The 22,297-nt window shown below is 69.2% G+C and carries 17 protein-coding genes; all 17 read left to right on the top strand.

Translation table 11 applies throughout. The features are described 5' to 3' along the window. The first annotated feature begins 38 nt into the window (after window positions 1–38). The 17 genes from JI746_RS12930 to JI746_RS12850 all read left to right on the top strand — a co-directional run bounded on the left by JI746_RS12930 (window position 39) and on the right by JI746_RS12850 (window position 22,289). Window positions 39–509: an Rrf2 family transcriptional regulator gene (locus JI746_RS12930; RefSeq protein WP_201689968.1), complete on the top strand. Its 471-nt coding sequence runs from the start codon at window positions 39–41 to the stop codon at window positions 507–509. Continuing rightward, entirely contained in the window at window positions 509–844 is a 336-nt protein-coding gene (locus tag JI746_RS12925; RefSeq protein WP_201689966.1) for a metal-sulfur cluster assembly factor, read from the top strand. Before JI746_RS12930 ends, JI746_RS12925 begins: the two co-directional genes overlap by 1 nt. Further along, a complete protein-coding gene (locus JI746_RS12920) occupies window positions 841–1,950 on the top strand; it encodes a hypothetical protein (protein WP_201689964.1) in 1,110 nt (369 codons plus the stop codon). The genes JI746_RS12925 and JI746_RS12920 overlap by 4 nt, the downstream gene beginning before the upstream one ends. Further along, window positions 1,947–3,140, top strand: a complete 1,194-nt coding sequence (locus JI746_RS12915) for an NnrS family protein (RefSeq protein ID WP_201689962.1) — start codon at window positions 1,947–1,949, stop codon at window positions 3,138–3,140. The genes JI746_RS12920 and JI746_RS12915 overlap by 4 nt, the downstream gene beginning before the upstream one ends. Window positions 3,141–3,433: 293 nt before the next feature. Further along, the gene (gene nrfH, locus JI746_RS12910; protein WP_201689960.1) at window positions 3,434–3,946 is read left to right on the top strand and encodes a cytochrome c nitrite reductase small subunit; all 513 of its coding nucleotides are present in this window, start codon (window positions 3,434–3,436) and stop codon (window positions 3,944–3,946) included. Window positions 3,947–3,968: 22 nt separating this feature from the next. Beyond that, the gene (locus JI746_RS12905) at window positions 3,969–5,486 is read left to right on the top strand and encodes an ammonia-forming cytochrome c nitrite reductase subunit c552 (RefSeq protein WP_201689958.1); all 1,518 of its coding nucleotides are present in this window, start codon (window positions 3,969–3,971) and stop codon (window positions 5,484–5,486) included. Between the two features lie 376 nt (window positions 5,487–5,862). After that, window positions 5,863–7,176 carry an MFS transporter gene (locus tag JI746_RS12900; RefSeq protein ID WP_201689956.1) on the top strand — a complete coding sequence of 438 codons (1,314 nt, stop codon included), beginning with the start codon at window positions 5,863–5,865 and terminating at the stop codon, window positions 7,174–7,176. Between the two features lie 16 nt (window positions 7,177–7,192). Continuing rightward, entirely contained in the window at window positions 7,193–8,611 is a 1,419-nt protein-coding gene (locus tag JI746_RS12895) for an MFS transporter (protein WP_201689954.1), read from the top strand. 19 nt (window positions 8,612–8,630) lie between these two features. Then, a complete protein-coding gene (locus tag JI746_RS12890; RefSeq protein ID WP_201689952.1) occupies window positions 8,631–12,467 on the top strand; it encodes a nitrate reductase subunit alpha in 3,837 nt (1,278 codons plus the stop codon). Continuing rightward, the gene (narH, locus tag JI746_RS12885) at window positions 12,464–13,999 is read left to right on the top strand and encodes a nitrate reductase subunit beta (protein WP_201689951.1); all 1,536 of its coding nucleotides are present in this window, start codon (window positions 12,464–12,466) and stop codon (window positions 13,997–13,999) included. The genes JI746_RS12890 and narH overlap by 4 nt, the downstream gene beginning before the upstream one ends. Beyond that, on the top strand, window positions 13,996–14,727 hold the full coding sequence (narJ, locus tag JI746_RS12880; RefSeq protein WP_201689950.1) for a nitrate reductase molybdenum cofactor assembly chaperone: 732 nt from the start codon (window positions 13,996–13,998) through the stop codon (window positions 14,725–14,727). The genes narH and narJ overlap by 4 nt, the downstream gene beginning before the upstream one ends. Next, window positions 14,724–15,491, top strand: a complete 768-nt coding sequence (narI, locus tag JI746_RS12875) for a respiratory nitrate reductase subunit gamma (RefSeq protein ID WP_201689948.1) — start codon at window positions 14,724–14,726, stop codon at window positions 15,489–15,491. Before narJ ends, narI begins: the two co-directional genes overlap by 4 nt. Continuing rightward, entirely contained in the window at window positions 15,488–16,252 is a 765-nt protein-coding gene (locus tag JI746_RS12870) for a peptidylprolyl isomerase (RefSeq protein ID WP_201689946.1), read from the top strand. The genes narI and JI746_RS12870 overlap by 4 nt, the downstream gene beginning before the upstream one ends. 142 nt (window positions 16,253–16,394) lie before the next feature. Further along, window positions 16,395–17,618 (top strand): NAD(P)H-dependent flavin oxidoreductase, encoded by a 1,224-nt coding sequence (locus JI746_RS12865; protein WP_201689945.1) that lies wholly within the window; start codon window positions 16,395–16,397, stop codon window positions 17,616–17,618. Continuing rightward, complete coding sequence (locus JI746_RS12860; protein WP_201689944.1) at window positions 17,615–21,145, top strand: LAGLIDADG family homing endonuclease; 3,531 nt, start codon at window positions 17,615–17,617, stop codon at window positions 21,143–21,145. Before JI746_RS12865 ends, JI746_RS12860 begins: the two co-directional genes overlap by 4 nt. Continuing rightward, a complete protein-coding gene (locus JI746_RS12855; protein ID WP_201689943.1) occupies window positions 21,142–21,744 on the top strand; it encodes a nitroreductase family protein in 603 nt (200 codons plus the stop codon). Before JI746_RS12860 ends, JI746_RS12855 begins: the two co-directional genes overlap by 4 nt. After that, window positions 21,741–22,289, top strand: coding sequence for a hemerythrin domain-containing protein (locus JI746_RS12850; RefSeq protein WP_201689942.1), 549 nt, complete (start codon window positions 21,741–21,743; stop codon window positions 22,287–22,289). The genes JI746_RS12855 and JI746_RS12850 overlap by 4 nt, the downstream gene beginning before the upstream one ends. Window positions 22,290–22,297: the final 8 nt, after the last annotated feature.

Genomic DNA, 22,297 nt, shown 5'->3' with positions numbered 1-22,297 from the left:
GGCCGGCACCAGCCGGCCTTCATCTTTCCGGGGTACCCATGAGGCTCACCACCTTCACCGACTACAGCCTGCGCGTGCTGATCTACCTGGCCACGCAGCCGGTGGAGCGCGCGACGATCGCCCAGGTCGCCACCGCGTTCCAGGTCTCGGAGAACCACCTGGTCAAGGTGGTTCACTTCCTCGGCAAGCAGGGCTGGCTCACCAACGTCCGCGGCAAGGGCGGCGGACTGGAGCTGGGCATGCCGCCGGAGGCCATGATCGTCGGCCGCGTGGTGCGCGAAACGGAGGGGCTGTCGCAACTCGCCGAGTGCTTCGGCGACACCGACGGCGATTGCGCGATCGCGCCGAACTGCCGCCTGCGCGGTGTGCTGGGCGAGGCGATCCAGGCCTTCTACGCGGTGCTGGACAAGTACACGCTCGCCCACCTGGTCAACAACCGCCAGGAGCTTGCGCAGGTGCTGTTCCACCCGCAGGCGGAGGCCAAGGCCCGGCGCGCGAGGGCCGTGTGATGAGCGACGAGAACCGCTTCATCTATGACGGGCCGCAGGAACTGCTGCCGCTCATCGTCGACGCGCTCGAACGCGTGGTCGACCCGGAAGTGGCCCTGAACATCGTCGACGTCGGCCTGGTGTACGGCGTCGTCGTCAAGGATAATCGCATCGACCTGGACGTGACCATGACCTCGGCGGCCTGCCCGGTCACGGACGTCATCGTCGACGACATCGAAACCCAGCTCGATCGGGCCCTGCCGCCCGACATGCTGATCCACGTGGAGCTGGTCTGGGAACCGCCATGGACGCCCGAGCGTATGAGCGAGCAAGCCCGCGGCTTCATGGGCTGGTGAGCCCCCGCGCCGCCCTCGGCGGCACGCTGCTCGCCTGCGTCGCCGCATCCCTGCTGGCGGGCATCGCCGGCGGACTGCTGCGCGTGGGCATCGCCCTGCCCATCGCCGTCGACGCGCCCTGGCTCACCCGCGCCGCGCTCTCGCATGCGGCGCTCATGATGTGCGGCTTCATGGGGACGGTGATCTCCATCGAGCGCGCCGTGGCCTTCAAGCATCCCGCCGCCTGGATCGCCCCGCTGGCGTCCGGCGCCGGCGGTGTCGCCGTGCTGGCCGACGCGAGCGGCCTCGCCGCCCTCTTCTTCGTGCTCGCCGCGGGCGCCTTCGTGATCGTCAACGGGCTCCTGCTGCGGCGCCAGCCCGCCGCGCACACCGCGCTGCTGCTGGCCAGCGCCGTGGCCTGGTTCACGGGCAACGTGCTGCTGGCCGTGGGCGCCAACAGCAGCACGGTCTTGCCGTGGTGGTTCGCCTTCCTGGTCGTGACCATCGCGGCGGAACGGCTGGAGATGACGCGCCTGATGCGCCGCCGCCCCGGCGCCCAGCTCATGCTGCACCTGGTGCTGGTCGCGCTCGCCTGGGGCGCCGCCATGTCGGCGCTGGCGCCGCGCATCGGCGGCGTGCTGTTCGGCGCCGCCCTGTGCGGCCTGGCCGCCTGGCTGCTCACCTTCGACATCGCGCGCCGCACGGTCAGGGCCGAAGGGCTTTCGCGCTACATGGCCGTGTGCCTCCTGAGCGGCTACGTCTGGCTCGCCATCGGCGGCCTCGCCTGGGGCGCGACGGCCCTCGGCCTGCCGGCCCGCGACAGCGCGCTGCATGCGCTGGGCCTGGGCTTCATCATCAGCATGATCATGGGCCACGCGCCGGTGATCCTGCCGGCCGTCGCCCGCGTGAAGCTGCAGTTCGGCAACTTCTTCTACCTGCCGCTGGCCGTGCTGCACCTCTCGCTGGCGGTGCGGCTCGGCCTGGGCGCAAGCAGCTTCCAGCTGCGCGCCCAGGGCGCCCTTTTCAACGCACTCGCCATCGTGCTGTTCGCCGCCACCGCGGTCGGCGCAGCGCTGGCCTGGCGGCAGCGGCACGGGCCGCGCCGCATTTCCGACGAAAGACCATGAGCTCCTTCTTCCGCATCGAGGAACCGCCCGCGCGCGCCGCGCCGCGCGGCTTCGCCCTCTGGCAACTGGGCTTCCGGCCCTTCTACCTCCTGGCCAGCGGCTTCGCCGCCGTGTCGATCCTGCTGTGGGCCCTGCAGTTCACGGGCCATCTGTCGGCGCCCTACCTGCCGGGGGCGCTGTGGCATGCGCACGAGATGCTGTTCGGCTTCGCGCTGGCGGTGATCGTCGGCTTCCTGTTCACGGCGGGCCGCAACTGGAGCGGCCGGCCCACGCCCACCGGCGGCAAGCTCGCGGCGATCGCGGCGCTCTGGCTGGCCGCGCGCGTGCTGGTGCTCACGCCCTATGGCTGGCTCTCCGCGCTCGCCAACACCGCGTTTCCGCTCGCCGCCGCGATCGCGCTGGCGATCCCCTTCTACCAGGCCAGGAACCGGCGCAACTACTTCTTCGTCGGTCTGCTGGTGCTCATGGCCGCCGCCACCCTGTGCGTGCACCTCAACCAGCTGGGCGTGGTCGCCCTGCCCGCATGGGCCGGCATCCAGATCGGACTGGACGCAGTGCTGTTCATCCTGTGCGTGATGGGTGGCCGCGTGATCCCGATGTTCACCATCAACGGCGTGCCGGGCGCGCGCGCACTGCGGCACCCGCGCCTCGAGCCGGTGGCGCTGGGCTCCGTCCTGGCCGTGCTTGCGGCGGATGCGCTGCACGCGCCGCTGTGGCTGGTGGGCGTGGTCGCCGCGGTCGCCGCCGTCGCCCACCTGGTGCGCTGGCTGCTGTGGCAACCCTGGGCCACGCTGCGCAACCCGCTGGTGTGGGTGCTGCACCTCGCGTACGCATGGATTCCCGTGCACCTCGCGTTCCGCGCGCTCAACGCCTTCGGCTGGATCGCACCTTCGGCCGCCGTGCATGCGCTGACCGTCGGCGCCATCGGCGGACTCGTGATCGGCATGCTCACGCGCACGGCCCGCGGCCACACCGCGCGGCCGCTGCGCGCCGACTGGCGCGACGTGACCTGCTACGTGCTGGTCGCCGCCGCCGCCTTCGTGCGCGTGTTCGCGCCGCTGGTGGTGCCGGCGCACATGATGGAGGCGGTGCTCTGCTCCGCCGGCCTCTGGGCGGCCGGCTTCGCGCTGTATTTCGTGGGCTACTGGAACGTGCTCACCCGCCCGCGCCTCGATGGGCAGCCGGGGTGATCCGCACGCCCTGAATTGCGTTTTCCAAGCCCTTGAGCCCGCCCGGTTCGCCCTGCGGGCTCTTTTTTTTGGCGCCTCGCCGACGGGTCTGACGGCGCGCCGCATTTGCGCTCGCATCGCTCACGCCTGGCCTGACCAGGCGCGGGCCCGGCACACAGGAACACCTCTCCGGATCCCCGGACCGGGAGCCAGTCTTGATGGCCATCAAGGAAGGCCGCCGGCCAGCGCCTATCAATGATGCGTCGAGCCTGCGTGGACGATCGCGGACCGGAGCGCAGGCAAAGGGAGCGCATGTGGTCACGGCACAAGCAGCGCCGCAACGCGGCATCGCGGGCAGCACGCCCTGGCTGGTGGCATTGGGCCTCTTCGCGGGCGCGGCACTGGGCATCGCCGGCTACGCCATGGTGTACGCGGAGGGCTTGTCCTACCTGAGTTCGGAGCCGAAGGTCTGCGCCAACTGCCACATCATGCAGGCGCAGTACGACGCCTGGCAGAAGGCCAGCCACCACCACGTCGCCGTGTGCAACGACTGCCACCTGCCGCGAGGCTTCGTCGGCCAGTACTACGCCAAGGCACGCAACGGCTTCAACCACGCCAAGGCCTACACGCTGCAGGACTTCGACGAGCCGATCGCGATCAAGGCCTTCAACAGCGACATCGTGCAGGACAACTGCCTGGCCTGCCACCGCGACCTCGTGCACGACGCCGTGATGGAGCGCGGCCCGGCGGAGGAAGCGAGCTGCGTGCACTGCCACGCGGGCGCCGGCCACGGCGAGCGCGCGGGCCTCGGCGGGCCGCAGACCTGACCAGAATACCGGAGGGCTTTTCATGAAGACTGGATCCCGACCCGTCGCCGCCGTGGCGCGCGGCATTTCCACACCGGCGCTGATGTCGATGACCGCCGTCGCCGCGCTGGCGGCGGTGGCCGTGGCGGCACTGCTGGTGAACATCAGCGAGCGCAAGCAGGAGGGGAAGGTCACCACCGCGCGCCTGGTCGAAGTGACGCAGGACACGACCGATCCCGCCCAGTGGGGCGTGAACTGGCCCAGGCAATACGACGCCTACAAGCTCACCGCGCAGACCACCCGCACCCGCTTCGGCGGGCACGGCGGCAGCGAGGCCCTGCCGCAGGAGAAGATCGACCGCGATCCGTGGCTCAAGCGCATGTTCCTCGGCTACGCGTTCTCGATCGACTACCGCGACCGCCGCGGCCACGCCTACATGCTGGTGGACCAGGAGAACACGCAGCGGCAGACCAAGCCGCAGACCGGTTCCTGCCTGCACTGCCACGGCTCGGTGATCCCGCTCTACCGGGAGCTCGGCGGCGGTGACGTGATCAAGGGCTTCGAGGCCACCTACAAGATCCCGTACAAGGAGTTGAGCAAGAAGCTGCACGACATGGGCCACGCCCAGACCGTGAGCTGCCCCGACTGCCACGACGCCAGCACGATGAAGCTGATCGTCACGCGGCCGGCGTTCCTGCAGGGGATCGAACGGCTGGCGAACTCCGGTGCGGCGACCCCCTTCGCACCGTCGATCGAGCGCTGGCGCGCCGGCGGCAGGGCCACCCCCTACGATCCGAACACGCAAGCCACGCGCAACGAGATGCGCACCTTCGTGTGCGCGCAGTGCCACATCGAGTACTACTGCTCCTCGGCGATGAAGCTGACGGCGCCCTGGGGCAAGGGCACGAACGTCGACCAGATCGAGGTGTTCTGGAACGAGACGAAGATGCCGGATGGCGGCCGCTTCTTCGACTACAAGCAGGCGGAAACCGGGGCGCCCATCCTGAAGGCGCAGCACCCCGAGTTCGAGCTGTGGAGCCAGGGCGTGCATGCCCGCAGCGGCGTGGCCTGCGCCGACTGCCACATGCCTTATGCGCGCGACGGCGCGACCAAGGTCTCCGACCACTGGGTGCGCAGCCCGCTGCTGAACATCAACCGCGCATGCCAGGGCTGCCACAGGATGTCCGAGAAGGAGATCCAGGCCCGCGTCGACCAGATCCAGCAGCGCAACTTCGACCTGATGCAGCGCGGCGGCGTGGCGATCGACGCCATGCTGGATGCGATCGTGCAGGCGAAGAAGGACGGCGCCAGCGAGCAGGAACTCGCGGCGGCGCTCGAGTTGCAGCGCAAGGCGCAGTGGCGGCTGGACTTCATCGCGGCGGAAAACTCGATGGGCTTCCATGCGCCGCAGGAAGCAGCGCGCGTGCTGGGCGAAGCGATCGACTACGCGCGCCAGGCTGAACTCGCCGCGCTGCGGCGCGGCGCGGTGCCGGTGGTGAAGGCGGCGCAGGCGCAGGCGACGGCGAGCATCGTTGCGACGGTGGTGGCGCCGGCGAAGTAGCAGCCGGGTCGTTCCGCGCACGAGGGCCTTCTTCGCAAGGCCCTTTTCTCTTGGCGGATCCGCAGGCTGGGATGCAAGCAATTGCGCCGCCCCGAAAACGAGAGAGCGGTCCGTCAGGCCGCTCTCAGCCCCGCTTGCGGCGGGGGTGACGCTCGATGCGTCAGGAGGCTCGCCGTATCCATCGGCGAGTGAAGACAGCTTACGACGCCCGCCGCCGGCCGACCTTGCGCCAGATCAAGCTGGCGGCGCGACTAGTTCCGGCGAACGATGGCGCATCGTTCTTCCGCCGCGGCAGGGCTGGTCCACGGAGGGATGTTCGCCGCGGCCCCGTGCGCCCACAGTTGCCTGGTCGACCCGCACAAGGAACCAGCCCATCGTGTCCGCCGCAACCCTTCCCGCCGCCCGCCGCGCTTCCGCGGCCCGCGCCGCGCCGTCCTCCACGCGCCGCGCGTGGTCGGTGCTCGCTGTCAGCACCCTGTCCTTCACCGTGTGCTTCATGGTGTGGATGATGTTCGGCGTCATCGGCATCCCGATCCGGAAGGCGCTGAACCTCAACGCCACCGAATTCGGCCTGCTCACCGCCATGCCGGTGCTGACCGGCTCGCTGATCCGCGTGCCCCTGGGCATCTGGACCGACCGCTTCGGCGGCCGCATCGTGCTGGCCACCCTGATGGCCGTCACGGTGCCGGCAATCTGGCTGATGGCGTCCGCCACCCAGTACTGGCACTTCCTCGTCATCGGCCTGTTCGTCGGCCTGGCGGGCGGCTCCTTCTCCGTCGGCACGCCCTACGTCGCCCGCTGGTTCCCGAAGAACCGCCAGGGTTTCGCGATGGGCGTGTACGGCGCGGGCAACTCCGGCGCGGCGGTCAACAAGTTCCTGGCCCCGGTGATCCTGGTGGCGCTCGGCTGGCAGGCGGTGCCGCAGGTGTATGCGGCCGTGATGCTGGGAACGGTGCTCCTGTTCTGGTTCTTCAGCCACAGCAACCCGAACCACCTGGTGCCCGCCACCGTCACCTTCCGCGACCAGCTCAAGGCGCTGAAGGACCCGAAGGTGCTGCGCTACTGCCAGTACTACAGCATCGTGTTCGGCGGCTATGTGGCGCTGTCGCTGTGGATGGTGCAGTACTACGTCGGCGAGTTCGGCCTCGACATCCGGGTGGCCGCCCTGCTGGCCGCGTGCTTCTCGCTGCCCGGGGGCGTGCTGCGCGCCATCGGCGGCTGGCTGTCGGACAAGTACGGCGCCCACCAGATGACGTGGTGGGTCATGTGGGTGAGCTGGATCTGCCTGTTCCTGCTCTCGTATCCGCAGACCGACCTCACGATCACCACGATCAACGGGCCCCAGAGTTTCCACATCGGCCTGAACGTCTACGCCTTCACCGGGCTGATGTTCGTGCTGGGCATCGCCTGGGCCTTCGGCAAGGCGAGCGTGTTCAAGTACATCAGCGACGACTACCCGAAGAACATCGGCACGATCTCCGGCATCGTGGGCCTGGCCGGCGGGCTCGGCGGCTTCTTCCTGCCGATCCTGTTCGGCGTGCTCATGGACCTCACCGGCATCCGTTCCAGCGCCTTCTGGCTGATGTACGGCGTGGTCTGGGTGTCCCTGATCTGGATGTACCTCACCGAAGTGCGCCGCACCGAGGTGATGGGCGACCACGCCCCCGCTTCCCCCTCGTTCTCGCATTGAGCCAAGGAGATTCGCCATGGCATTGAGCACTTCCCATGTCCCGCTCGCACGGCCGGGACGCACCCTGACGATCTGGACGCCGGAGGACAAGGCCTTCTGGGAACGCGAAGGCGAGGCCATCGCCAAGATCAACCTCTGGATCAGCGTGCCGGCCCTGTTCCTTGCCTTCGCCGTCTGGCAGGTCTGGAGCGTGGTGGCCGTGGGCCTGCCGGCGCTGGGCTTCAAGTACTCGACCAACCAGCTGTTCTGGCTGGCCGCGGCGCCGGCGCTCTCGGGCGCGACGCTGCGGATCTTCTACTCCTTCATCGTGCCGCTGGTGGGCGGCCGGCGCTGGACGGCGATCTCCACCGCCTCGCTGCTGTTCCCGGCCATCGGGATCGGCTTGGCGGTGCAGGACAACACCACGACCTATCCGACCATGCTGATGCTCGCACTGCTGTGCGGGCTGGGCGGGGGCAACTTCTCCTCCAGCATGGCCAACATCAGCTTCTTCTTCCCGAAGGAGCGCAAGGGCTCGGCGCTCGGCGTGAACGCGGGCCTCGGCAACCTCGGCGTCTCGGTGGTGCAGTTCCTCAGCCCGCTGGTGATCACGGCCGGCGTGTTCGGGGTGCTCGGGGGCGACGCGCAATCGATCGTCAAGGACGGCCAGGCGGTGAAGGTGTGGACGCAGAACGCCGCCTTCGTCTGGGTGCCGTGGATCGCGCTCGCCTCCGTGGCCGCCTGGTTCGGCATGAACGACATCGCGGATGCCAAGGCCTCCTTCGCCACGCAAGCCACGATCTTCGGCCGCAAGCACACCTGGCTGATGTGCCTGCTCTATCTCGGGACCTTCGGTTCCTTCATCGGCTATGCGGCGGGCTTCCCGCTCCTGATCAAGAGCCAGTTCCCCAGCGTCAACCCGCTGGCCTACGCGTGGATGGGGCCGCTGGTCGGCGCCGTGATCCGGCCTTTCGGCGGCTGGCTGTCGGACAAGCTCGGTGGCGCCCGGGTCACCTTCTGGAACTTCGTGGTGATGGCCTGTGCGGTGGTGGGCGTCCTGTACTTCCTGCCGGTGAACGGCCAGGGCGGCGACTTCGCCGGCTTCTTCCTCATGTTCCTGGTGCTGTTCCTCACCACGGGCATCGGCAACGGCTCGACCTTCCGCATGATCCCCGTGATCTTCCTGAACCAGGCGCTGGACGGCGTCGACAGGTCCGACCGCGATGCGATGGCGCGGGCGACGAAGGAAGGCAACACCGAAGGCGCCGCGACGCTCGGATTCACCGCCGCCTTCGCGGCCTACGGCGGCTTCTTCATTCCCAAGAGCTACGGCACCTCCATCACGATGACCGGCGGGCCGGAAGCGGCGCTGTACATCTTCATTGCGTTCTACCTGCTGTGCATTGCGGTGACCTGGTGGTTCTACGCGCGCAAGAACGCGGAGATGCCTTGCTGAAAAGAAAACGGAGTACGTCATGAGTCACTTCCTCGACCGCCTCACCTGGTTCGCGCAGCCGCGCGAGCCCTTCTCGGAGGGCCACGGCCAGACCACCAACGAAGACCGTTCCTGGGAGCACGCGTACCGGGACCGCTGGGCGCACGACAAGGTGGTGCGCAGCACCCACGGCGTGAACTGCACGGGCTCCTGCTCGTGGAAGATCTACGTCAAGGGCGGCATCGTCACCTGGGAAACGCAGCAGACGGACTACCCGCGCACCCGCTGGGACATGCCCAACCACGAGCCGCGCGGCTGCGCCCGCGGCGCCAGCTACAGCTGGTACCTCTATTCGGCCAACCGCGTGAAGTACCCGCTGGTGCGCGGCCGCCTGCTCAAGCTGTGGCGCGAGGCGCGCCGCACGCTGCCGCCGATGGCGGCCTGGGCCCGCATCGTCGGTGACGAGGCCACCCGCCGCAGCTGGCAGCAGGTGCGCGGCCTGGGCGGCTTCGTGCGTTCGAGCTGGGACGAGGTCAACGAGATCGTCGCGGCCGCCAACATCCACACGATCCGCCGGCACGGCCCGGACCGCATCATCGGCTTCTCGCCGATCCCGGCGATGTCGATGGTCAGCTACGCCGCCGGTTCGCGCTACCTGTCGCTGATCGGCGGCGTGTGCATGTCCTTCTACGACTGGTACTGCGACCTGCCGCCCGCATCGCCGCAGATCTGGGGCGAGCAGACCGACGTGCCGGAATCGGCCGACTGGTACAACAGCGGCTACATCATCGCCTGGGGCTCCAACGTCCCGCAGACGCGCACGCCCGACGCGCACTTTTTCACCGAGGTCCGCTACAAGGGCACGAAGACGGTCGCCGTCACGCCGGACTACTCGGAAGTGGCCAAGCTGGCCGACCTGTGGATGCATCCGAAGCAGGGCACCGACGCCGCGCTCGCGATGGCCATGGGCCACGTGATCCTCAAGGAGTTCTACTTCGACAGGCGCTCGGCGTATTTCGACGACTACGCCCGGCGCTATACCGACCTGCCGATGCTGGTGCTGATGAAGGAGCAGCAGCTGCCTTCGGGCGAAACCGCCCTGGTGCCGGACCGCTACCTGCGGGCCTCGGATTTCAACGGCAAGCTGGGGCAGTCGAACAACCCGGAGTGGAAGACGCTCGCCTTCGACGAGGCCGGCAAGGTGGTCTGCCCGAAGGGCGCCATCGGCTTCCGCTGGGGTCCCGACGGGCGTCCCGATGCGGGCCAGTGGAACCTGGAGGCGAAGGAAGCGCGCGGCAACGCCGAAGTGAAGCTGAAGCTGTCGGTGCGCGAAGGCGACAACGCCGAGGCGGCCGATGCGAAGGTGGCCTTCCCCTACTTCGGCGGCATCGCGCACGAGCATTTCGCTTCGAGCGAGCATGGGGACGTGCTGGTGCGCAGCGTGCCGGTGCAGCGGATCAGGCTGGGGAAGGCGGGCGAGGAGCGGTTTGCGACCGTGGCCACGGTGTTCGACCTGCAGGCGGGGCAGTATGGCGTGGCGGGCGAGTTGAGCGCCGGAGTGCCCCCACCCCAACCCTCCCCCGGAGGGGGAGGGAGTGGAGACAGGGCCTCCACTGGAGGTGACGAGGGGTATGACGTCGTCGCGCCGTATACGCCGGCGTGGGCCGAGAAGATCACCGGTGTGCCGCGCCAGCAGGTGATCATGGTCGCCCGCCAGTTCGCCGCGAACGCCGACAAGACGCACGGCCGCTCGATGGTGATCATCGGCGCCGCCATGAACCACTGGTACCACGCCGACATGAACTACCGCGGCGTGATCAACATGCTGATGCTGTGCGGCTGCATCGGCCAGTCCGGCGGCGGCTGGGCGCACTACGTCGGCCAGGAGAAGCTGCGGCCGCAGACCGGCTGGACGGCGCTGGCCTTCGCGCTGGACTGGATCCGTCCGCCGCGGCAGATGAACTCGACCTCCTTCTTCTACGCCCACACCGACCAGTGGCGCTACGAGAAGCTGGGCGTCGAGGAAGTGCTGTCGCCGCTGGCCGATCCGAAGCAGTTCGGCGGCAGCCTCATCGACTACAACGTGCGTGCCGAGCGCATGGGATGGCTGCCGTCCGCGCCGCAGCTGCAGACCAATCCGCTGCAAGTGGTGAAGGACGCCGGCGCGAGTGACGTCAGGCAGTACGTGGTGGACGCGCTCAAGTCCGGCGCGCTCAGGATGTCCTGCGAGGACCCGGACCATCCGGCCAACTGGCCGCGCAACATGTTCGTGTGGCGCTCCAACATCCTGGGCTCCTCCGGCAAGGGCCACGAGTACTTCCTCAAGCACCTGCTGGGCACCTCGCACGGCGTGCAAGGCAAGGACCTGGGGCGCGACGAGGCCAGGCCGGAGGAAGTCGTGTGGCACGCCCAGGCGCCCGAAGGCAAGCTGGACCTGGTGGTCACGCTGGACTTCCGCATGTCCACGACGTGCCTGTACTCGGACATCGTGCTGCCCACGGCGACCTGGTACGAGAAGAACGACCTCAATACCAGCGACATGCACCCGTTCATCCACCCGCTGTCGACGGCGGTGGACCCGGCCTGGGAAGCGCGCAGCGACTGGGAAATCTACAAGGGCTTCGCGAAGAAGTTCAGCGAACTGGCCGAGGGCCACCTGGGCGTGGAGAAGGAAGTGGTGCTGTCGCCGCTGATGCACGACACACCGGCCGAACTCGCCCAGCCGCTGGGCGTGGCCGACTGGAAGCGCGGCGAGTGCGAGCTGGTTCCCGGCCGGACGGCGCCGAACATCGCGGTGGTCGAGCGCGACTACCCCAACGTGTACAGGCGCTTCACGGCGCTCGGTCCCCTGATGGCCAAGGCGGGCAACGGTGGCAAGGGCATCGCCTGGAACACGCAGGATGAGGTGGTGCAACTCGGGCAGCTCAATGGCACCGTCGCGGAAGCCGGCCCCACCGAAGGCCTGCCGAAGATCGTGAGCGACATCGACGCCTGCGAGGTGATCCTGCAGCTCGCGCCCGAGACCAACGGCCACGTCGCCGTCAAGGCCTGGGAAGCGCTGGGCCAGGCCACCGGGCGCGACCACACGCACCTGGCGCTGCACCGCGAGGACGAGAAGATCCGCTTTCGCGACGTGCAGGCGCAGCCGCGCAAGATCATCTCCTCGCCGACCTGGAGCGGCCTCGAAAGCGAGAAGGTCTCGTACAACGCCGGCTACACCAACGTGCACGAGCTGATCCCGTGGCGCACGCTCACCGGGCGCCAGCAGTTCTTCCTCGACCACCCGTGGATGACGGCCTTCGGCGAGCAGTTCACGAGCTACCGGCCACCGGTGGACCTGAAGACCACGGGCGAAATCGCGGGCATCAAGCCGAACGGCAACCCCGAGATCCAGCTGAACTTCATCACGCCGCACCAGAAGTGGGGCATCCACTCGACGTACAGCGACAACCTGCTGATGCTCACGCTCAATCGCGGCGGGCCGGTGATCTGGCTGTCGGAGGACGACGCCAAGCGCGCCGGCGTCGTGGACAACGACTGGGTGGAGCTGTTCAACGTGAACGGCGCGATCACGGCGCGCGCGGTGGTGAGCCAGCGCGTCAACCCCGGCATGGTGCTCATGTACCACGCGCAGGAAAAGATCATCAACACGCCCGGCTCCGAGATCACCGGCGCCCGCGGCGGCATCCACAACTCGGTGACCCGCATCGTGGTGAAGCCCACGCACATGATCGGCGGCTACGCGCAGTTCAGCTACGGCTTCAACTACTACGGGACCATAGGCACCAACCGCGACGAGTTCGTGGTGGTGCGCAAGATGAACAAGGTGGACTGGCTGGACGAGGAAGCCAGCGTGAAGGAAGGAGCGCACGCATGAAAGTCCGCGCACAGATCGCGATGGTCCTGAACCTGGACAAGTGCATCGGCTGCCACACCTGCTCGGTGACCTGCAAGAACGTCTGGACCTCGCGCCCGGGCATGGAGTACGCCTGGTTCAACAACGTCGAGAGCAAGCCCGGCATCGGCTACCCCAAGGAATGGGAGAACCAGGGCAAGTGGCAGGGGGGCTGGACGCGCAATGCCGACGGTTCCATCGAACCGCGCCAGGGCAGCAGGCTCAAGCTGCTGATGCGCATCTTCGCCAACCCGAACCTGCCGCAGATCGACGACTACTACGAACCCTTCACCTACGACTACGAGCACCTGCAGTCGGCGCCGGAGATGAAGGCCGCGCCCACGGCGCGCCCGCGCAGCCTGATCACCGGCCAGCGCATGGAGAAGATCGAGTGGGGCCCGAACTGGGAGGAGATCCTCGGCGGCGAATTCGCCAAGAGGAGCAAGGACCAGAACCTGGCGAGCTTCGAGCAGGTGCAGAAGGACATGGTCGGCCAGTTCGAGAACACCTTCCTGATGTACCTGCCGCGCCTGTGCGAGCACTGCCTCAACCCGGCCTGCGTGGCGTCCTGCCCCTCCGGCTCGATCTACAAGCGCGAGGAGGACGGCATCGTCCTGATCGACCAGGACAAGTGCCGCGGCTGGCGCATGTGCGTCTCGGGCTGCCCGTACAAGAAGATCTACTACAACTGGCAGAGCGGCAAGGCGGAAAAGTGCGTGTTCTGCTATCCGCGCATCGAGGCCGGCCAGCCGACGGTCTGCTCGGAAACCTGCGTGGGCCGCATCCGCTACCTGGGCGTGGTGCTCTACGACGCCGACCGCATCGAGCAGGCGGCCAGCGTGGAGGACGAGCAGGACCTCTACGAGGCGCAACTGGGACTGTTCCTCGATCCCAACGAGCCGTGGGTGATCGAGCAGGCCGGGCGCGACGGCATCCCGGACGCATGGCTCGAAGCGGCGAAGTCGAGCCCGGTGTGGAAGATGGCGATGGACTGGAAGGTCGCCCTGCCGCTGCACCCCGAGTACCGCACGCTGCCCATGGTCTGGTACGTGCCGCCGCTGTCGCCGATCACCTCCGCCGCCAACGCCGGCGAGATCGGCGTCAACGGCGAGCTGCCGGACGTCTCCGAGCTGCGCATCCCGCTGCAGTACCTGGCCAACCTGCTGACCGCCGGCCGGACCGGCCCCGTGGTGCGCGCGCTCGAGCGCATGCTGGCGATGCGCGCGTACCAGCGCGGCAAGCACGTCGACGGGGTCCTCGACACGCGCGTGCTGCGGCAGGTCGGCCTGACCGAGGCGCAGGTCGAGGAGATGTACCGCACCATGGCCATCGCCAACTACGAGGACCGTTTCGTGATCCCGTCGTCGCACCGCGAGTACGCGGAGAACACGTTCGACCTCAAGGGCGGCTGCGGCTTCTCCTTCGGCAACGGCTGCTCCGACGGCGCGAGCGAGGCGAGCCTGTTCGGCGGCACGAAGAAGCGGACCATCCCGATCGCCGTGGAGAAGACATGAGCAGGACCAAGGACCTCCCCAGCTTCGCCCGGCCACCGCGCTTCGGCCATGCCGCCCGGGAGACGAAATACACGCTGCGCGCCCTTGCGCTGATGCTCGGGTATCCCGACGCGCGGCTGCGTGCCGTCCTGCCGCAGCTGGTCTGCGCCATCGACGGCGAGGCCGCCCTGCCCGCGCTGCGGCGCGCCGAGATCCAGGCCCTGGCCGGCGAGCTGCTGCGCGCCGACCCGCTGGAGGCCGAGGCGCGCTACGTGGAACTGTTCGACCGCGGCCGCAGCACCTCGCTGCACCTGTTCGAGCACGTGCACGGCGACTCGCGCGACCGCGGACCGGCCATGGTGGACCTGGTGAAGACCTACGCCACCGCCGGCCTGCACCTGGAAGGACGCGAGCTGCCGGATCACCTGTGCGTGGTGCTGGAGTTCGCCTCCACCCAGCCGCCGAAGCTCGCGAAGGCCTTCCTCGGCGAGATGGCGCACATCCTGCAGGCCATCTTCAGCGCGCTGCGCCAGCGTGACAGCGGCTACGCCTCGCTGCTCGCCGCGGTGCTCGAACTCGCGGGGCAGAAGGTCGAGGCGGTGCCGGTCGCGCCGGAGGAAAGCCTCGATGCCACCTGGGAAGAGCCGGTCGCGTTCGGCGGCTGCAGCACGCAGGGGCAGGCCGCACCGGGCCAGCCCCAACCCATCCAGATCGTGCGGCGCCCGTCGCCGCAAGGAGAGCCCGCATGAAAGCCCTAGACACTTTCCTCTTCGGCACGTATCCGTACATCTGCCTGGCGGTGTTCCTGTTCGGCAGCCTCGTGCGCTTCGACCGCGAGCAGTACACGTGGAAGAGCGACTCGTCGCAGTTGCTGCGGGCCGGGCAGCTGCGCTGGGGCAGCAACCTGTTCCACGTCGGCATCCTGTTCCTGTTCTTCGGCCACACCGTGGGCCTGCTGACGCCGCACTTCGTCTACGAGCCCTTCGTCTCCCCGGGCGCCAAGCAGCTCATGGCCATGGCCAGCGGCGGCATCGCCGGCCTGCTCGGGTTCGCTGGCGTCAGCATCCTGCTGCACCGGCGCCTGACGGAACCGCGCATCCGCATCAACTCGCGGCCGGCCGACATCGCCCTGCTGGTGCTGCTATGGCTGCAGTTCGCGCTGGGCCTCGTCACGATCCATTCCTCCGCACAGCACCTGGACGGCGGCCTGATGATGAAGTTCGGCGAGTGGGCGCAGCGCATCGTCACGTTCCGCGGCGGCGCGGCCGAACAGCTTGCGGAAGCGGGCCTGGTGTTCAGGTTGCACATGGTCCTGGGCATGACGATCTTCCTCGTGTTCCCGTTCACGCGGCTGGTGCACGTGTGGAGCGGCTTCGCCAGCGTGGCCTACGTCTGGCGCCCGTACCAGGTCGTGCGCACGAAGCGCAGGCTCGCCAAGCCGCAGCCCGGGCGCGCAGCGGCGGGCCCGACGGTGCAGGCCGTGCCCGAGTTCGAGCCGCGGAGGGCTGCGTGAGCGCCGGCGTCGCGGCAGTCAACGGCGTGGCCTTGCAGCAGGCCGGCGAGCAGGTTTCGCCCGGCGACCTGCGCGAGCGCGCCTGGAGCGAGCTGCTGCGGCAGGAAGCGGTGCGCACCGGCTGGCTGGCGGCGGAAGCCGCGTTGCAGGCACCGCGCCTGCAGGCCGACCAGGAAGCCGCCATCCACCGGATGCTGCAGGAGCAGGTGCCGCAGCGCACGCCGGACGACGAGGAATGCGCGCGCTTCCATCGCCTCCAGCCCCACCTGTTCGCCGTGGGCAGCCGGGTGCACGTGCGCCACATTCTGTTCGCCGTCACGCCGGGCGTGGCGGTGCGGGCCCTGGCCCAGCGCGCCGAAGAGGTCCTGCTGGAGCTGAGCCATCGCCAGGCTCCGCCCGAGCGCTTCGCCGAACGCGCGCGCGAACTCTCGAACTGTCCGAGCGGCGCGCAAGGGGGCGACCTGGGCTGGCTGGCGCCGGCCGACTGCGCGCCGGAGCTGGGCGCCATCTTCTTCGACGAGAAGCTCGCCAGCCTGCATCCGAAGCTGGTGCAGAGCCGCTTCGGCTTCCACATCGTGGAGATCGTCGAGCGGGCGCCGGGCCGGCCCATGCCCTACGAACAGGCGCGCGAGCGGGTCGCCGCGCTGCTGGGCCAGCGAGCGCGGCGCACGGCACTGCATCAGTACATCCGCGTGCTGGCCGGTCGCGCACGGATCGAGGGCGTCGCGCTCGAGGCGGCGGATTCGACCCTCGTGCAGTAGGAGGGAACCGCCGAAGGCTACGGGTGCAAAGGTTCACCAGCCCCATGAAACCCCGCCCCGATTGACACAGGACAACCGGACCGTAGCCTCGCACCGGTAGCCTAGCTCCCGTACCGGTTCTCACCGGAGCCACGTGGAACACATGGACAAATCCTCTGCGACTGAACTGGCCCGCGCCGCCGGCCTGAATCTCTGGAACTTCCGCGGCCGCCCCCTGCTGCCGGTCGTCCAGGGCGGCATGGGCGTCGGCATCTCGGCGGGGCGTCTCGCCGGCACCGTCGCGTCCTTCGACGGGGTCGGCACGATCTCCTCCGTCGACCTGCGCCGCCTCCATCCGGACCTGATGGAGGCCACCTGCGAGCTCGAAGGCCCTGCGGCCAAGGCGCAGATCGACGCCGCCAACAAGGAAGCCCTGCACCGCGAAATCCGCCGCGCGCGCGAGCTGGCGGGCGGCCGCGGCCTGATCGCCGTGAACGTGATGCGGGCGCTGGACCAGTACGAAACCTACGTGCGGCAGGCGCTGGAAAGCGGCGCCGATGCGCTCGTGGTGGGCGCCGGCCTGCCGCTGGACCTGCCGGAACTGGCCAAGGACTTCCCCAAGGCGACGCTGGTGCCGATCCTTTCCGACGCCCGCGGCGTGCAACTGCTGGTGCGCAAATGGGAGAAGAAGGGCCGCCTGCCCGACGCCATCGTGATCGAGCATCCGCGCCTGGCCGGGGGCCACCTGGGCGCCGCCAAGGTGGCGGACCTGAAGGACCCCCGCTTCGATTTCGAGGTCGTGCTGCCCGAGGTGCGGGAGTTCTTCCGCAAGAGCGGTTACGAGAAGGACATCCCCCTGATCGCCGCCGGAGGCATCTCCTGCCGCGAGGACATCCAGCGCCTGCAGGGCCTGGGCGCCGCGGCCGTGCAGCTCGGCACCGCGTTTGCCGTCAGCTGCGAGAGCGACGCCAGCCTGGCCTTCAAGCAGGTGCTGGCCGGTGCCAGGCCGGAAGACCTCGTCGAGTTCACCAGCGTGGCCGGCCTGCCCGCCCGCGCCGTGCGCACGCCTTGGCTCGACAAATACCTGCGGCTGCAGGAGCGCATGCAGAAGGCGGCGCACCAGAAGCCCCATTGCACGATGTGGTTCGACTGCCTCACCAAGTGCGGCCTGCGCGACGGCCACGCCGACTGGGGCCAGTTCTGCATCGACAAGGTCCTTGGCTACGCGCTCGCCGGGGATGTCCGCAAAGGACTATTCTTCCGGGGAGCGGGTCGCCTGCCCTTCGGCACCCAGATCCGTCCGGTCCAGGATTTGCTGAACCACCTGGTCGGCCACCTGGTCCCTCCCACCGTGGCCGTCCCCGCGGCCGAACTCCAGGAAGCATGAAGCGCGATCCCGCAGTCCACGAAGTCCCCACCTTGCCGCCGCAACCCATCAGCGTCGATGTGGTGCGCGAGAAGTACCTGAAGCCAGGCGAAACCAGCGAGACCGACCTGCTCAGGCGCGTCGCCAAGGCGCTGGCCAGCGTCGAGGCCGAGCCCTTGCGCGCGGAATGGGAACGGCGTTTCCTCGCCAACCTGCAGGCCGGCGCGATCGGCGCCGGGCGCATCATGAGCGCCGCCGGCACCGACCTGCAGGCCACCCTGATCAACTGCTTCGTGCAGCCCGTGGGCGACGCGATCCAGGGCCGCGACAAGGACGGCTTCCCCGGCATCTACGAAGCGCTGCGCGAAGCGGCGGAAACGATGCGCCGCGGCGGCGGCGTGGGCTACGACTTCTCGCGCATCCGCCCGCGGGGCGCCGAGGTCAAGGGCACCGGCTCGCTCGCCTCGGGCCCGTGCAGCTACATCGACGTGTTCGACCACTCGTGCTCCACCGTCGAAAGCGCAGGCGCACGGCGCGGCGCCCAGATGGGTGTGATGCGCATCGACCACCCGGACGTGCTGGAGTTCATCACCGCCAAGCGCACGCCGGGCCGCTGGAACAACTTCAACGTCTCGGTTGCGGTCACGGACGAATTCATCCGCACGCTGCAGGCCGGCGGCGACTGGCCGCTGGTGCACCAGGCCCGCCCCGGTGCCGGCCTGATCGCCCAGGGCGCGCACGTGGGCTCCGACGGCCTGTGGGTCTACAAGAGCGTGCCCGCGCAGCAGCTGTGGGACACGATCATGCGCTCGGCCTACGACTTCGCCGAGCCCGGGATCCTGTTCGTCGACACGATCAACCGCGAGAACAACCTGCGGTATGCGGAGAAGATCAGCGCGACCAACCCCTGCGTCACCGCCGACACGCGGCTGGCCACGCAGTTCGGCCTGGTTCCCATCGGCGAGCTGTACGCCAGCGGCGCCCCGATCGATGCGACCGTGGACCAGCGCACCCTCGGCGCGGCCCACAAGGGCGTGGTCACCCGCAGTGCGAAGCCTGCGTTCCAGACCGCCGAGCGGGCGCCGGTGTTCCGCGTGCGCACCGAGGACGGCTACGAAATCCGCGCCACGGAATGGCACGATTTCTACACCGCGCGCGGCAAGATCAAGTTGCGCGAGCTCGTCGTCGGCGACGAGCTGCTGGTCCAGTCCGGCAAGGGGCAGTTCGGCCAGGAAGGCAACGAGGACCTCGGCATGTTGCTGGGCCTCATGACGGGCGACGGACATTTCACCAACCGCGGCAAGGGCAACGAGGCTGCGGTCGTCGACCTCTGGGGCGAGGAACGGGTGCTGGCCGACCACGTCGGCAGCTTCGTGAACGCGCTCATAGCCTCGACCACGGGTCGTAGCTACCAGGCCTTGCCGGTCGCGGTGCCGCAGCGCAACCGCGTCTCCATCCGCTCGGTGCTGCTGGCGCGCGTGCTGGCGCAATACGGGTTCACGCGCCACACCAAGCTGAAGGTGCCGGAGGTGGTCTGGCGCGGCAGCGAGCCCTGCGTGCGCGGCTACCTGCGCGGCTTGTTCCAGACCGACGGCACGGTCAACATCTCCTCCACCAGCCAGAGCTGCTCGGTACGCCTGGCCTCGAGCCACGAGGGGCTGCTGAAGGACGTGCAGATGCTGCTGTCGAACTTCGGCGTGTTCTGTCGCATCCGCAAGCGCCGCGAGGCCGGCGAGCGCGCCATGCCGGACGGCCACGGCGGCCATCGCGGCTACCCCTGCGCCGACAACTTCGAGCTGATCATCGAGGGCGAGTCGCGCGAGCGCTTCATGGGCGAGGTCGGCTTCCTGCTGCCGGCGAAGAACGCGAAGTACGCGGCATGGCGCGCGGACAAGGCGCTGCTGAAGACGCAGCGCTTCACGTCCACGATCGCCTCGATCGAGGCCGCCGGCGAAGATCCGGTGTTCGATACGACGCAGCCTGACCACAACTCGGTCATCTTCAACGGCCTGGTCACGGGGCAGTGCGGCGAGCAGCCGCTTCCCGCCTACGGCTGCTGCGACCTCGGCCCCATCATCCTGACGAAGTTCGTGCGCCACGCCTTCGGCTTCGGCGGGCCGCCGCAGTTCGACTTCGACGGCTTCACGAAGGCCGTGGCCACCCAGGTGCGCGCGCTCGACAACGTGCTGGACCTCACCTTCTGGCCGCTCGAGGAGCAGCGCGCCGAAGCGCAGGCCAAGCGCCGCATCGGCGTCGGCTTCACCGGCCTGGGCAACGCGCTGGCCATGCTGCGCCTGCGCTACGACGCCGCCGAGGGCCGCGAGATGGCCGCGCGCATCGGCCGCAGCATGCGCGATGCCGCCTATGCCGCGTCGGTGGAACTGGCGAAGGAAAAGGGGCCGTTCTCCGTCTTCGACGCCGACCGCTACCTCGAAGCGGGCACCTTCGCCAGCCGCCTCGACGAGCCGCTGAAGGCGCAGATCCGCAAGCACGGCATCCGCAACAGCCACCTGCTGTCGATCGCGCCCACCGGCACCGTCAGCCTGGCGTTCGCCGACAACGCCTCCAACGGCATCGAGCCGCCCTTCTCGTGGACCTACCACCGCAAGAAGCGCGAGAGCGACGGCCGCACGACCGAATACACGGTGGAAGACCACGCCTGGCGGGTGTTCCGCTCGCTGGGCGGCGACACCGCGAAGCTGCCGCCCTACTTCGTCTCCGCGCTGGAGATGTCCGCGGCCGACCACCTGGCGATGATGGAGGCGGTGCAGCCGTTCGTCGACACGGCCATCTCCAAGACCGTCAACGTGCCGGCGGAGTACCCGTACGAGGACTTCCAGGGCCTGTACCTGGAAGCCTGGCGCGCCGGCTTGAAGGGCCTGGCCACCTACCGGCCCAACGACATCCTCGGCTCGGTGCTGTCCACCACGCCGGAGAAGAAGGCGCAGGAGGACTCGGCCACCCGTCCCAAGGTCGACCCGATGCGGGCGGTCATCGCGCGCCGGCCCAACGGCCAGCTCTCCGCCGTGGCGGAGAAGGTCGAATACTGGACCCAGCAGGGCCGGCAGACGCTCTACATCGTCGTCTCCTTCCTGCCGCTGGAAGACGGCCGCGAACGCGCGATCGAGTTCTTCATGCCGGTGGGCCAGAGCGGCGAGTCGCAGCAGTGGATCACGGCCAGCTTCCGCCTGCTGTCGCTGGCGGCGCGCGGCGGCTTCCTGGATCGCGCGCTGACCGACATGCGCAAGGTGGCCTGGGACCGCGGCCCCGTGCGCCTGGGCACCTACTCGAAGGCCGACGGCACCTCGGTGCCCATGTGGCACGACTCCGAAGTGGCGGCCATCGCCTACGCGGTGCAGAACATCATCGCCCGCCGCAACGGCGAGCCGGTGTCTGCGCTGGCCACGCCGCCGGCACCGCCGGTGGTGTCGGCGGCGCCCTCCACCATGGCGGGCGCCAAGTGCCCCGAGTGCGGCGCGCACGCGATGATCCGCAAGGACGGCTGCGACTTCTGCACCTCCTGCGGGCACGTGGGAGCCTGCGGGTGAGTTCCCCGCCGGATGCGGCGCTCGCCGGCGAATGGGCCGCCGCGCTCATCCACGGCCGGCGCACGGTGCTGCCGGCGGGCCTGGCCGAGCCGGCGCCGGACGCGGAGCAGTTGCGCGCCATCCTGCTCGCCGCGTCCGCGGCGCCGGATCACCACGACCTGGTGCCGTGGCGCTTCGTGATCATCCCGGCCAGCGCGCGCCCGGCGCTGGCGCAGACCTTCGAAGCGGCGCTGCGCGAGCGCGACGCCGATGCCAGCCCCGAGCAGTGCGCGAAAGCGCGCGAGAAGGCCTTCCGCTCGCCCCTGCTGCTGCTCGCCATTGCGCGCCTGCGCGACGAGGACGCGGAGATTCCGCCGCACCAGCGCTTCGTGTCCGCCGGCTGCGCGATGCAGAACATGCTGCTGATGGCGAGCGCATTGGGCTTCGGCTCGGCGCTCACCAGCGGCAAGGCGCTGGACACGCGCGTGTTCCGCGAACGGTTCGCGATCGGCCCGCACGAGGAAGCCCTGTGCTTCATCAGCATCGGCACGATCGAGGGTCCCCGCCGCAACCGCGTGCGCGCCACGCCGGAGCGCTACGTCAGCGAGTTCAAGCCATGACGCAACCGATCTCCCTGCGCTCGCTCACTGCACCCGCGGCCGCCGGCTTCGAGCAGCCCTTCGAGATGCTGGAGGCCTGCCACGAGCGCGTGCACCGCACGCTGGCGCTGCTGGCGCGCCTGCGCGCCCACCTGCGCGACAACGGCGCCGACGTGCAGGCGCAGCAGGCGGCGCGCGACGTGATGCGCTACTTCGACCTCGCCGCCCCGCAGCATCACCTGGACGAGGAGCTGCACGTGTTCCCGCCGCTGCTGGCGCAGGGCGATCCGCGCGTCGTCGAGGTCGTGCAGCGGCTGCGGGAAGACCACCTGCAGATGGAAGCGCGCTGGCAGGCGGCGCGCGAGGTGCTGGCGCTGGTGGCGGGGGCGCAGGTCGATCGCCTGTCCGAAGACCAGGATGCGCGCCTGGAAGCCTTCGCCGGCCTGTACGACGGCCACATCCGCTCCGAGGAGGAGATCGCCTATCCGGCCGCCCAGGCCGTGCTGGACGAGCCCGCCCGCGCCGCCATGAGCGAAGACATGATGCGCCGCCGCCGCACGGGCTAGCAGACCCG

Source organism: Ramlibacter alkalitolerans, assembly GCF_016722765.1.
GTDB classification, from domain to species: Bacteria; Pseudomonadota; Gammaproteobacteria; order Burkholderiales; family Burkholderiaceae_C; genus Ramlibacter; species Ramlibacter alkalitolerans.
This window is presented reverse-complemented; position numbering and strand designations above follow the sequence as displayed.

Bases quoted from the DNA above. Each gene is read 5' to 3' on its own strand.
- JI746_RS12930 (WP_201689968.1), top strand. From the start codon at position 39: ATGAGGCTCACCACCTTCACCGACTACAGCCTGCGCGTGCTGATCTAC.
- JI746_RS12925 (WP_201689966.1), top strand. From the start codon at position 509: ATGAGCGACGAGAACCGCTTCATCTATGACGGGCCGCAGGAACTGCTG.
- JI746_RS12915 (WP_201689962.1), top strand. From the start codon at position 1,947: ATGAGCTCCTTCTTCCGCATCGAGGAACCGCCCGCGCGCGCCGCGCCG.
- JI746_RS12905 (WP_201689958.1), top strand. From the start codon at position 3,969: ATGAAGACTGGATCCCGACCCGTCGCCGCCGTGGCGCGCGGCATTTCC.
- JI746_RS12895 (WP_201689954.1), top strand. From the start codon at position 7,193: ATGGCATTGAGCACTTCCCATGTCCCGCTCGCACGGCCGGGACGCACC.
- JI746_RS12890 (WP_201689952.1), top strand. From the start codon at position 8,631: ATGAGTCACTTCCTCGACCGCCTCACCTGGTTCGCGCAGCCGCGCGAG.
- narH (WP_201689951.1), top strand. From the start codon at position 12,464: ATGAAAGTCCGCGCACAGATCGCGATGGTCCTGAACCTGGACAAGTGC.
- narJ (WP_201689950.1), top strand. From the start codon at position 13,996: ATGAGCAGGACCAAGGACCTCCCCAGCTTCGCCCGGCCACCGCGCTTC.
- narI (WP_201689948.1), top strand. From the start codon at position 14,724: ATGAAAGCCCTAGACACTTTCCTCTTCGGCACGTATCCGTACATCTGC.
- JI746_RS12865 (WP_201689945.1), top strand. From the start codon at position 16,395: ATGGACAAATCCTCTGCGACTGAACTGGCCCGCGCCGCCGGCCTGAAT.
- JI746_RS12860 (WP_201689944.1), top strand. From the start codon at position 17,615: ATGAAGCGCGATCCCGCAGTCCACGAAGTCCCCACCTTGCCGCCGCAA.
- JI746_RS12850 (WP_201689942.1), top strand. From the start codon at position 21,741: ATGACGCAACCGATCTCCCTGCGCTCGCTCACTGCACCCGCGGCCGCC.